The organism is Vibrio phycocola, assembly GCF_054404255.1.
This window is the reverse complement of the sequence record NZ_JBTAMQ010000007.1, coordinates 97,318-109,864: the sequence shown is the minus strand read 5'-3', so window position 1 is coordinate 109,864 and position 12,547 is coordinate 97,318. Positions and strand designations below refer to the sequence as shown.

The following is a 12,547-nucleotide window of genomic DNA, read 5'->3' as shown; positions in this document are numbered from 1 at the left end:
TAAGAAGGCCTACGCATAAAATAACTCAGCGAGCTGTTCTATCTTGCTGTCTATCTCTTCAAGCGCCGTATTGCCATAGCCGAGTATTATCCCCTGCCACTCTCTTTCTATGTTGTTGGGCTTTTCATAAAATTGGAGTGGTCGCGTGCGAATACCGGCATCCAACGCTCTCTGACTCCAGGTCGCCTCATCGATACCGTCCACCCAGCTCAAAGTAATATGCAGCCCAGCCGCCTGACTAATGACTTCTACATCAGAGCCAAAATGGCGCTCAATTGCATCAATCATCCGTTGGTGTTTGGTTTTATATAACAGACGCATCTTTCTAATATGACGAAGTAAGTCCCCTTCAACGATAAAATCGGCCAATGCTGACTGCGTATGAGTCGGAGAATCTCCGCTCAAGGCATCTTTGATCGCCAGACACTTAGGCACTAACGAATGCGGAACAACCAAATAACCGGTTCGTAACCCGTTGAACATCACTTTGCTGAAAGAGCCCACATACATTATCCGATCCGTCACCCCAGTCTGTTCGGCCAGTCCCTGTAGGCTGGTGTATGGGCGATGAGCAAACTGAAATTCACTGTCGTAATCGTCTTCAATAATCCAGCTCTTTTGTTCTGCTGCCCACTCGATAAGTTTTAAGCGTTGTTCGGTGTTGAGTGTGGTGCCCATGGGATACTGGTTGCTTGGGGTAATGTAGAGTGCTTTGGCATCGCTGGATAATATTTCGCTAAGCTCAACTCCAGAATAGGGTTTAACCTGAACTGTTCGATATTCTAGCCCGAGTAAATCGATGATTTTGCGCATTTGAGAATAACCCGGTTGCTCCATTAAAATCGGGTCCGACTGTGTAAGCGTCGCCATCAATGCGATGGTTAAGGCTTGCTGAGCCCCACTGGTAATAATAATTCGGTCGGCGCTACACTGAACCGAACGACTGGTCGCAAGGTAATCGGTCAGTGCCGATCTTAGCTCAATGCTGCCTTGAATATCCTGATTTCCAAGCAGAGAGAGACGAGAGGAATGTCGTTGAATAAGTTTATTCCATTTACTCAAGGGAAACTGAGCAAAATCAGGAACGCCTGCTGCAAATGGGCTGTTAACCGGCAATGTTGTGTTCGGTTTTGGCTTAGAACGTTGCTCAATGTTCACAGGCAAATATTGCTCGGGAAGCTCTATCGCGACATAAAAACCGGAACCTTGGTGACTCTCGATATACCCTTCGGTGACCAACTGTTCATAAGCCCCAATCACGGTATTTCGGCTAATGTGTAATTCTTGCGCCAGCTTTCGTGTTGAGGGCAGTTTTCCACCTTTACGCCACAGACTGAATACGATTTTCTCACGAATCGCATGAAAGAGCCTTTCTTGCCTCGAACCTTTACCATCAACAAGCGTCAAATCGCCAATGTCTATTTGCTGCATAACCGGATCCATCCTTTAGTTAAAACTGGCTCTAAAAAATGTACCAGTTCAACTTTATATTACCACTCACAAGCTCTTGTCAATAACATCTATCAATAACCACAGTAAATAGGAATTCGAGAAATCATGCTATCCAATTCAAAGAGAACAGAAGTTAAAAAAGGCAGTCATAAAGCGGTCTTTGAAAAAGAAACTCTTTATAAGATCATTGATGAAAGTTTGATAGCGCATATCGCCATAGTCGAAGAGTCTGGTCCTGTTGTCATTCCTATGCTGGCATGGCGGGTCGATGATTTCGTCTACATTCATGGTGCAAACAACAGCCGCCTACTGCGCAAACTAAAAGCCGGAGTGCAAACATGTCTGACATTCACACTTTTTGACGGTTGGGTGTTAGCACGCTCGGCGATGCATCATAGCGCTCACTATCGCTCTGCTGTGGTTTTTGGTGCGTTCGAAGAAGTGAGCGATAAACAAAGCAAAGATACGATTCTCAATCAATTTGTTGAACATATTGCGCCAGGAAGAACACAAGATGTGCGACTCGGCAGTGACAAAGAACTCGCTGCCACCATGCTATTACGCCTTCCTCTCACGGAAGCATCGGTAAAAGTAAGTAACGGACAAGTCAACGATGATGTGGACGATTTAACACTTCCAGTTTGGGCGGGCTATCTCCCCTACCAAACCAAGGTTGGCCCGTTACAATCCGTTGATGACCTAAGTAATGATATCGCAGTGCCAGACTATAGTGCCGCGTATGGTACGCGCTGGCACGAGCAGTAAATTAATTAGGTGTTTCTATTTTCAAGTAACGAGAGAAAGCCGGGTAGATAGACTATTTATAGGAAAATACCGATCAAAAAAGAAAAACAAAAAAAGTCTTTATAATCAAAGGCTTTTTATTTCTCCGTGAAAGATATACACCAATGATAATAAAATAAATTGAAGTATTCAGCTCTTCAATGAAAATCACTTTTCAATGGAAAATAGGAAGATAAATGTGATCAATATCCACTTACTTTCTTTAATGATATTGTTTTGCAGACCGTTTCTCGCAATTGCGATATTTTCTGCAATAATTGATTTAACTATTAATTATTGGAAAGGTTTTCCGAATGAAATTTGCCCATAAACTAACAATTGTTGTCGCTGTATTGATAATGATTACAGTCGGCACACTATCTGTTAGGCAATACATGACAGTGAAATCAAACCTGTTTTCTACTATCGATCAAAGCCTCGATGACATTATTGGCAACGTAACAAATAGCATTGTCGGCGAATTGGAAGGTAAGAAACAGCTCGCTAAATTCATTGCTGAACGTGTTAGTAACGAAGGCAGCTCTATTGATTCGATCCAAGGGCTATTAGATTCGCAGGTTGTAAAAACCGCCTTCGTGCAAACGGGGGTTTCCCTAGAATCCACCGGAAAACTTCGTGTTAGTAATGACGGTACAGAAACAAGTGTGAACAACATTGGTTGGTATCAAAAAGCGAAGACCAACCAAGATTTATTTGTTACCGACCCCTATACCGATCCAATGACCCAGCAAGTGGCCGTATCTATTGTGACACCTCTGTGGACTGAAGGAACCTTTATCGGTGCACTGAATTTTAATATCGACCTTGTACGACTTGCGGAATTAACCAACAGAGTCAATATGTTTGGCGCTGGGTACATTCAATTGGTCACTTCATCAGGTACCATTGTCGTCCATCCAGATAAAAAAATGGACGGCAAAAAGCTCAGTACTAACCACCCAGATATCAAAGTTGCTCAACAGTTGCAGATTAAATTTATTGATGGTGTTGAATTTGGATTTAACTTCTTCCAAATACCAAACGAAGACTGGTATGTCAGTTCTGTGCTCAATCACACCATCGCATTTAAAGCAATCAATGATACAAAAACAGATGCCATCATAATGTCGGTACTCGCATTGATCATCAGTATTGTGATTTTCCTATTCTTAGTTGGTAAGCTAATGAATCCAATAAGATTATTAAATACTGCCATTCAGGATATCTCTTCTGGCCAGGGCGATTTAACCAAAAGGTTGAGCACAAAAACAGATACTGAGTTCGCAGAACTTGCTGGCGGATTTAATACCTTCACTGAAAACCTTCAAGGGGAAGTAACAGAGCTTCGCAGTATTGCAGATAATATACTTGATGGTGCAAATCAAGCTTCACAACGCTCAACAAGCTCAACCCACGCGCTTAATAATCAGGTGGCGGAACTAGAACAACTGGCTACCGCTATGAATGAAATGGCGGCGACGTCTTCAGATGTCGCTGGTAATGCACAAAGTGCCGCGAGCTTAGTAAAAGAAGCGGATGATGCATCTCAAGAAGGTGTGCATGTTGTTTCTTACACTCGAAATTCAATTGATAACTTAGCATCGAGTATCGACGACGCGGTGGCTCAAATCGAAACACTTGAAAACGCGACCAATAGCATTGAGTCTGTGTTACAGGTCATCAATGAGATCGCCGATCAGACAAACTTGCTTGCATTAAATGCTGCAATTGAAGCTGCGAGGGCGGGAGATCACGGCCGAGGATTCGCAGTGGTTGCCGATGAAGTACGAACGTTAGCGCAAAGAACTCAAGTTTCAACAACCGAAATTAAAGAGATGATTGAACAACTTCAATCAGGGGCAAAAACCGTCGCACATGCCATGTCCAGCAGCAAAGAAACCGCAAACGATTCAGTCAATAAGGCGCGAGAAGCCGATGAATCTTTAACTAAAATAAGAGATACAATCCAGCAAATTGCCGATATGAACATCCAGATCGCGTCGGCGGCAGAAGAGCAAAGCTTGGTGGCTGAAGAGATAAACGCCAACACAACTAAGATAAAAGAGCTATCAGAAGAGGTCTCGTCGAGTGCGAATGAAACCAACAACATAATGGCTCAACAGAGTGAAAGATCGATCAAGCAAAACGAAATTCTTAATCGATTTATTGTTTAATTAAAGTCTAAACAGAACAAGGAAACACGCTATGTGTTTCCTTGTTCATTTTTAGTTAAAGAATTCAACCTACAAGCTATATAACCACGCCTTAGAAACTTACCTTACCTTTCCCATTTCTATACATGACATGAGCATCGCTGGCAATAAATACGCGATACTCAGAACTTTCATTCTTGTTTCAACTGCACCGATGAGATGTGAAGGCATCACCTAATACAAACAATGAACATGTATGGCTACAATAAGGAATTTCAGTGCAATACACGTTGGATCAGTTCTGCGCCTTCTTCATTCAGTAACCTGTGCCACGAGTCATTATAAAGCGGTTGAAAAATGCGCTCAAATAGCCGTCCATCACTACCGTTACCGCAATTAACGTGGGCATGGCTCACTTTTCATGTTCAACTATTTTTAATGGCTTGCTTAATATACTCAGCGGCTTTTGCTTGTGAGGCAAAGTTTTTATCATTAAAATCACCGCTTAAATTCAAGCTTCGTCTGAATGACTCAATCTGTTCAATGATCTTCGGTTTCGTCATGACATACGCCCCATCAACACAGCCATGGTCATAACAGTACTGTACAAGCTCAGCGAGCTTATCACGTGTCTCTGCCGACAATTCATATTCATCGTCGGCCACCGTAATAATACCCCATTTACGTTCGCTCAAGCGGTCCATGAATGGCGATAAAGATTGCATAACAAAGTCTAGCAACTCATAGTCAATGATTCCCTTGTATAGTAATGTCACGACTTCGGTTGAGATAATGACTTTAACACTGCCGGTTACACACTTAAATTCTAGTTGGTGATCGTTATCGTAACTTTCCAACCTAAATTTCGCGCTCTCTAAGTCATTTTCAATAAGAAGAGTAAACGCCTCCCAGGAAATAGGTTTTGATAGATAGAAACCCTGTGCCCGATCACACCCTAGCTTTCTCACGTATTCTAATTGTTCTTTGGTTTCGATGCCCTCAGCAACAACATCGAGCGAATACAAAGAGGCAAGTTCAACAATAATATCAATTAAGGGTTTACTGCTTACATTTTTAGTTTCAAAAATCGAACTAATAAATGATCGGTCTACTTTAAGAATATCGACGGTGTATTCGGCAAGCTGATTGAAGGCTGTATAACCCGTACCAAAGTCATCTAGAGACAGCCGTACTCCAACAGCTTTCAATTCTTTTAAGATGGTATTGGCGAGAATATCATCGGCTATCAGACACGTTTCGGTAATCTCTAACTCGATCTGTTCTGCCGGCACTTGGTAATTATCGATAAGCAGTGCGACATGATACGCGAAGTGTTGATTTTTCAGTTGCCACGCTGAAAAGTTAACCGACAATACGCCAGAAAATTCATAGTTATCTATCAATTCTTTAAGTTTAATAATGGCCGATTCAATCACCCAATAGTCGATAGCTTTGATCAAACCCGTTGTTTCGGCAATAGGAATAAACTCACTTGGACCCGCCGCTTTCAAACAGACAGAGTCACATCTCAGTAGTGCTTCTGCTCCGGTTATTTTGCCGCTTCGGCAATCATATATAGGCATCCAGACCAAATAAAAGTTGTCACCTTCGAGTGCTTTCTTAATTTCCTCTTCAATTCGCGCATGTTGATTTATTTGATTCTCCAGTGCTTTCGAATAAAATTGATATCCATTTTTGCCACTGTTTTTGACTTGGTACATCGCCGAATCTGCATGTTTGAGTAATTCATCTGGCAACATCGAATCACTCGGACACATTGCGATACCAATACTAACGTTAATATCAAAATATTGGTCTTTGACTTTAAAACCATGCGAACATAAATCCGTTGTTTTTCTCGCAACCATAGCAACCGCATCACTATTGGGGACGTTACTGATAAGTACGGCGAATTCATCACCTGCTAATCGAGCAATCTCATAATCACTGTCGACCAGCCCTAAATGATGAATTTGTGCAAAAATATCAATCAGGCTCTGAGCAAAGGCTTGCAATAAATCATCGCCGACATGATGGCCATAATGATCATTCACATATTTAAAATTATCTAAATCAATATAAAGTAGCGCACATTGCAATTCATGCCGAATACTACGGCTCACTGTTCGCTTTAAAGCGGAACTGAATAAAACTCGATTCGATAGTCCGGTTAAACTATCAACTTTGGCCAACTTATTTAACTCATCGAAGAGAAGCACATAGTTATTATTCAATAAGGCTATTTCATCTTGCCGATCAATTTTTTTTAGCTGAGAATCATCACCTGTTCGAGCATTCGCTACTTGCTTGGTTAATCGTACAACCGGCGAGATAATCTGTTTTTGAATCAAGAACTTTAGGATTAAAAAAGTCAGTATACTGACACTAAAAATAAGGCTGATTATATTGTTCCAGTAAGGCCTTAAAAGATCTTTTAAATAACTTGCTGGAAGAGATATTTCTAACATAGCCAATTCACTTTTCGAGCGTACCGTTAGAACGGATTCCTTCTCTCGTACTTCATTTAATTGCAATGTATTAGGCAGAACCATGACTCTAGAAACAGGGTCTATTGTGATGTGAATACCTTCGTGGAAACTGATTCGCATCGGATCTTGGTAGCGGGCAACCACATCCAATGTCGTTTCCGTAATCGCTGTGGCAAACTTCATACTCCCTGAAAATGTATTGTCTGCGATAAGATGTTGTGGAGAAAAAGTACGAAAGACAATCAACTTCAAAGTATTACCTTCGCCTTTTCTTATGAGATATGAAGTCGTATCAAGATAAGTAGAACCTGCTGCTTTTAATTGTTTTGTAATAACAGACTGATGTTCCATCAAGTCGTTATCCAACTCAGGACTCGAAAAAGGATCATTGGCATCGAAATGAAAAATAAACCTATTGCTTTCATCCAATAAGCTCACTTTTCTAAACTGCCCATACGAAAGATGAAAACGGCCTAAATACCGAATAAGATGATTTTCTGAAATCATCGCACTGCCATCAGAAACATCACGATTAAGATACCGAGTGAGTTCTGCGCTATTAAGAAACACTTCAGTGAGGCTCAATAACTCTTCAACATTTTTATGGATATCACTAATCGTGTGTTGCCCGGTATATTTCAATTTATCCGCGACAGTGCTGATAATCAGGTTCTTTTGATTAGAATAGGCATACATCCCCGCCACTGAAAAAATAGCGAATATTACGGGTAATAATATGTACGTGATTCTGCGCGATAGCTTCATGCTTTTTCCAGTAATTATTTATTATTCAAAGCAGATATCATTCTAGCTCTCGTTTTAGAAGAAACTTGATCTAAACGTGTGTATTGGAAACTTCGATCAAGGACTTCCGTTTCGGGAAAGAGCTCGCGATCGTTTAAATATTCATCACTAACAAAATTCAAGGCAGATTCATTCGCCGTTGCTATCCAAAGATCTTCCGCATTCATCGCGGCAATTTTCGGCTCATTGATAAAGTTAAGAAACGCAATGGTTGCATCACTCAACGGTTTTTCAGAAGGTACGGCGAAACACTCATACCACATTAACGTGCCTTCTTGTGGAACGACATAGTGCCAATCGTCCTGACCTGTTGCCTCACGGATCGTATACGTTTCGCCGCTATACATCACCGCCATCTCCATCGATGACGTCGCCATCATTTCTAATGAGTATCCTACTGCTGAGCGAAACGCTAAGATGTCTTTTTTGCTATTAGCCAGTAACTTATATGCTTGTCGTAATTCATTCTCATCATTGGTCATAGGGTTTAAACCAAGACTCAGTAGCGCAAAGCCCACCGTATCTAAATCATCAGATGGGATAACAATGTTGGTTCCTTTTTTAGATAAAGAGAACACCTGAGACCAAGAAGTGACTGGTTGCGTTATCAAACTTTCTCGATAACCAATCCCCATCGTTCCCCAAGAGTAAGGGACTCCCCAATCGCCACAGACCGATGACGCAATTTGGTTAATGTGTTTTAAATTGGGAATCGAGACAGAGCTGAGGTTTTTTGCCATTCCAGCCGCGCTATACGCGTTAAGAGTATACCCATCCATAATGAACAAATCATACGCTAACGCTCGGTCGGTGGTGATGACTTCATCTCTAAGTTGTTCATTTTCAAAGTAGATTTGAGTAATGCTATGGCCCGTTTGTTCTTCGAATAACTCAATAACATCTTCGGAAAGATACTCTTCCCACGTATAAATCCGCACGTTATCCGATTTCGCCTGAAAACAGGTTAAAGCAAGCAAACATCCTAAATAGATTCTCAATTTTATATCCCCCAGCGAAAGTACGCACTTCAACGTAATACCGTTACTTTATTTTAAGTTATAAATCGAGATTTCGCGAAGTTGAAACCCTATTAATTTCATGGATTAGTGAGCTGAAAGCCTTTAAATACAAGGCATTTGCATCTGGTTTTAGTAGTCTATTTATGAAACAAAACAAGGTATCTGTTAAAGTTAGACCACTATACCTAGAAGATATGTCTGCACATGGAATCACTCTCATTAGCTCAAGCTCGAAAAGTCACGTTACTGTCGCAAGGATTACATGCGCAGCAACTCACAGGAACCCCGTACCAGCGAACGGTTAAAGCGATGACAGCGTTAGGGTATGTACAAATCGATACCATTTCTGTGGTTCAACGCGCCCACCACCATACCTTATGGAATCGAAATCCTGATTACCAAACCGATCACTTAGATAAAATGGTTAAAGAAAAGCAAGTTTATGAATACTGGTCGCATGCCGCCTCTTATTTAGCGATGAAAGATTTTCGATTTTCTTTGCCACGTAAACTCGCACTTAAATCCGGTCAACAACAGCATTGGTTTCGTAAAGATTTAAAGCTAATGGCCTCGGTACTCGAACGCATTAAAGATGAAGGACCACTGATGGCAAAAGACTTTGCCTCTGATGTCACAAAGAAAACGGGATGGGAGACCAAACCCAGTAAACAAGCTCTAGAAACGCTCTACATGCAGGGCGATCTGATGATTACTGAGCGTAAAAATTTTCATAAGGTTTATGACATCACAGAACGTGTATTACCTGATCACGTTGATACAACACAGCCCACTCCAGAAGAACATGCCAAATTTCTTGTTCAACGTTATCTGGCTGAACACGGTATTGGTCAACTCAATGAGATGGTTTACTTGTTGAAAGGCGTTAAGGCTCACGTAAAAACCGCGCTAAATGAGATGGGTGAACAAGGTCTGATTGAACAGGTTGAAGTCAACGGCGAATTCTATTTTACATCGGCCAACTCATTAGCCCTGTTAAATAAGCAACTAAAGCGCAAACAAGTCAATATCCTTTCCCCTTTCGACAATCTGGTGATCCAGCGAGCAAAAACCAAGCGACTGTTCAACTTTGATTATTTACTTGAATGTTATACGCCTGCGGTCAAAAGAAAATTTGGTTACTTTTGTTTGCCCATTTTATGGGATGGAACCCTAGTCGGCATGATTGACTGTAAAACTCACAAAGCCCGATCTCACCTAGAGGTGATCAATATATTTATCGATCCTTTACTAAAAAATATCGATGAATTTAGAGCCGAATTCGACCTTGAATTAGTGAAATTTGCTGCATTTAATCAGGTTGAAACTGTTTCAAACTACCACATTCGACCACTTCGATAAGGTCAGCTTATCAAACAAAACGCCGAGCCAAAGAAAATTGGTGAGCAACATCTATTAATGTAATGGCCTACTTGTCACTTTTAATGATTGGCCTTTCTTGTACGTCGGAAAATTCGACGACTTTCCAGCTAAGACCTTTGGTTCTAAAAATACGTTTTTCCTGATTTGGGTAATCGACAACATCGCTTTCTAAGCGCTGACCGACGGCAATACATTTAAGAACAGAATTCCCCGTATTAATCAGGGAATGAGGGAATCCACCTTTGCGATATCCTAAGAAATCACCTTCTGAAATTGGGAATTTATCCTGTCCAACGATCGCGACGCCTTCTCCTGAAAGAACGTAAAGGCATTCATCTTCGTTATAGTGGAAATGGTGCTCGGTGGAGTCATGGCCCGGTTGAACTTCCATAATATGAAAACCAAAACCCGTCAATCCAACACGGTCACCCAAAGATTTATTCGTGCATTGAGCATTGGGATTCAAGAAGTGCGTCTTTTTCTGTGCTTCCATTGCATCAATTTCTGCTTTCTTTAGTACATATTTATCATCTGACACGGAAATACCTCTCCATAGGTTTTATTTTGTCTATAAAGAGTACCGCATCTTTTATCCGACTCTTGGTATTGAAGACTAAATTGTGATGCTAAAACGGCTGTTTATTTCTGGTATTTATGGTTCTGAACCGCTAGGTGGTGTTCCTTGGGTAGGAATCACAACCATAGCAGTTTATGCATGTTCCTTGCTCAAATACTCGTTAGAATTGTTGCCCTTTCAGCAAACTATACTTTAAATGTGTTAACAAGCTTGGCGGTTGAATCTACATTATCACTCAATATTAATGCAGATTGCTGCGTTCGCTCTGCTATTGCTTTAGCTGAGTCTGCAGATTGACTTAAAGTATCAACATTACTATTAATATCTTTTAGTACTTCGATTTGGCCTTGTGCTGCAACGGCAACTTGACCGGTGGCTTCAGTGATATCTTTTGAAAGCTCCGTTATCTCGTTAAGGCTGTCTCCTGCCCCTTCGGTAGTCGTCATGGTATCTTCAGCTTGCTGCTGACTTTTAGCCATGGCTGAAATTGCATTTTCAGAGCCCGTTCTTAGTTGTTGAATAATATCGCCAATTTCTTTAGTTGATTCTTGGGTTCTAGTTGCGAGTGTTCTTACTTCATCAGAAACAACTGCGAACCCTCTACCATGCTCGCCAGCTCTCGCCGCCTCTATCGCAGCATTCAGTGCTAATAGATTCGTTTGTTCAGCTATTTGGGTAATCACTTCTAGTGCTTTACTTACTTTTTCACTACTTTCCGCTAAGTCATTTACGACGGTGGTCGCGGTTGATATCTCAGAAACAAGCTCTTGTAGTTTTGCTATTGCAAAACTGACGACTTCTTTCCCTTTTTCCGCAGATTGATTGACATCACCAGCATTTGACGCGACCTGATTAATATTGGCTGAGACCTGATCTAACGCTGAGGTCATGTGTGCGATTGAACTCGATACTTGACTCGTCATTTGAAACTGTTCGCAAACACTTTCATTCGACTGTTCTGAAAGCACTTTTAATTTGGAACTTTCATCAAGCAACAAGTGATTAGATTGAGATAATTGAATAATAATGTGTTGAAATTTTTTAAGTAAACTTTTAAATGATTTACCGACTTGTCCAATTTCATCATTTTTTGTTGATCTAACGGTGTAATCAAGTTGGTTGTGCTTCTCTACTTCATGAATATCTACACGAAGCGTTTTAAGACTAGATTGAATACCTTTTATCGTAAAGATAAATGCAACTATTAACCCTAACGATAATACGATTGTCATGGTTACTATCAGGTTGACCATAAAGGTTCTAATCTCAGGAATTAATACAGAAAATTCCTCAGAATGATTCTTTAAGCGCGCGAAAGGCGACTCTATTTGTGATAAAAACTCACTGAAGGTTAAATTATCTTGTTGAAAAGCGAGCACTAACGACTTAAATTGTTGATTTGTATCAATTGCTTCAGTACATACATCGATGGCTTTGCCAAATCCTAATACCCTAAAAATTATGTCTTCTGCAAAATTTACCGCTCCTAAGCATAATTCAGATTGCAGAGTTGTAGTGTGTAATCCTTGCACAATGCCTTGTTGTCTAAAATTAGTGTTTTCTTTATCAATATAACTTTTAATCTCATTTAAACTTTGATTCGGCACTGACATTCTGTCTAAATTAAGCTGTATCGATTCAACACCTATAAGGTATTCACGCTCTAAATAAGTAAAATAACCCGTTTTAGCGATTTCAAACATACCAAAAATATTAATCATAATAAGGGTTATTAAGCTTATTAATAGAACTGATAGCTTTTTCTTAATGCTCCAAACAAACATAAATACCTCACAAAATATAAATATAAAACTAAAGCGCAGGGAATTAGTTACTTTATTTATTGTAGGGGAAATGTGAATTTATGTAAGAAAATATGTTAATTAGTAA

Annotated in this window: 8 protein-coding genes; 3 read left to right on the top strand and 5 right to left on the bottom strand. The window is 40.5% G+C overall.

Going from position 1 to position 12,547, the window contains the following annotated elements:
- Window positions 1-9: 9 nt before the first annotated feature.
- Window positions 10-1,431, bottom strand: coding sequence for a MocR-like pyridoxine biosynthesis transcription factor PdxR (gene pdxR / locus ACXJY6_RS10790; RefSeq protein ID WP_458768329.1), 1,422 nt, complete (start codon window positions 1,429-1,431; stop codon window positions 10-12).
- 126 nt (window positions 1,432-1,557) lie between these two features.
- Between pdxR and ACXJY6_RS10785 the strand changes: the two genes are divergently transcribed.
- Together ACXJY6_RS10785 and ACXJY6_RS10780 are read left to right on the top strand one after the other, a co-directional pair.
- On the top strand, window positions 1,558-2,217 hold the full coding sequence (locus tag ACXJY6_RS10785; RefSeq protein ID WP_456050246.1) for a pyridoxamine 5'-phosphate oxidase family protein: 660 nt from the start codon (window positions 1,558-1,560) through the stop codon (window positions 2,215-2,217).
- Between the two features lie 332 nt (window positions 2,218-2,549).
- Complete coding sequence (locus ACXJY6_RS10780; RefSeq protein WP_458768328.1) at window positions 2,550-4,409, top strand: methyl-accepting chemotaxis protein; 1,860 nt, start codon at window positions 2,550-2,552, stop codon at window positions 4,407-4,409.
- Window positions 4,410-4,813: 404 nt separating this feature from the next.
- On the opposite strand, the gene ACXJY6_RS10775 is transcribed toward ACXJY6_RS10780, so the two are convergent.
- A complete protein-coding gene (locus tag ACXJY6_RS10775; protein WP_456050244.1) occupies window positions 4,814-7,642 on the bottom strand; it encodes a bifunctional diguanylate cyclase/phosphodiesterase in 2,829 nt (942 codons plus the stop codon).
- A gap of 14 nt (window positions 7,643-7,656) precedes the next feature.
- Window positions 7,657-8,679: a polyamine ABC transporter substrate-binding protein gene (locus ACXJY6_RS10770; RefSeq protein WP_456050243.1), complete on the bottom strand. Its 1,023-nt coding sequence runs from the start codon at window positions 8,677-8,679 to the stop codon at window positions 7,657-7,659.
- A gap of 225 nt (window positions 8,680-8,904) precedes the next feature.
- On the opposite strand from ACXJY6_RS10770, the gene ACXJY6_RS10765 reads away from it, so the two are divergent.
- Window positions 8,905-10,059 (top strand): winged helix-turn-helix domain-containing protein, encoded by a 1,155-nt coding sequence (locus tag ACXJY6_RS10765; RefSeq protein WP_456050242.1) that lies wholly within the window; start codon window positions 8,905-8,907, stop codon window positions 10,057-10,059.
- Window positions 10,060-10,126: 67 nt separating this feature from the next.
- Here ACXJY6_RS10765 and ACXJY6_RS10760 read toward each other — a convergent pair whose 3' ends face one another.
- Window positions 10,127-10,618, bottom strand: a complete 492-nt coding sequence (locus tag ACXJY6_RS10760; protein WP_456050241.1) for a cupin domain-containing protein — start codon at window positions 10,616-10,618, stop codon at window positions 10,127-10,129.
- 224 nt (window positions 10,619-10,842) lie between these two features.
- Entirely contained in the window at window positions 10,843-12,441 is a 1,599-nt protein-coding gene (locus ACXJY6_RS10755) for a methyl-accepting chemotaxis protein (protein ID WP_458768327.1), read from the bottom strand.
- Window positions 12,442-12,547: the final 106 nt, after the last annotated feature.

Coding starts and splice junctions, on each gene's coding strand:
- pdxR (WP_458768329.1), bottom strand. CDS start 1,431: ATGCAGCAAATAGACATTGGCGATTTGACGCTTGTTGATGGTAAAGGT.
- ACXJY6_RS10785 (WP_456050246.1), top strand. CDS start 1,558: ATGCTATCCAATTCAAAGAGAACAGAAGTTAAAAAAGGCAGTCATAAA.
- ACXJY6_RS10780 (WP_458768328.1), top strand. CDS start 2,550: ATGAAATTTGCCCATAAACTAACAATTGTTGTCGCTGTATTGATAATG.
- ACXJY6_RS10775 (WP_456050244.1), bottom strand. CDS start 7,642: ATGAAGCTATCGCGCAGAATCACGTACATATTATTACCCGTAATATTC.
- ACXJY6_RS10765 (WP_456050242.1), top strand. CDS start 8,905: ATGGAATCACTCTCATTAGCTCAAGCTCGAAAAGTCACGTTACTGTCG.
- ACXJY6_RS10755 (WP_458768327.1), bottom strand. CDS start 12,441: ATGTTTGTTTGGAGCATTAAGAAAAAGCTATCAGTTCTATTAATAAGC.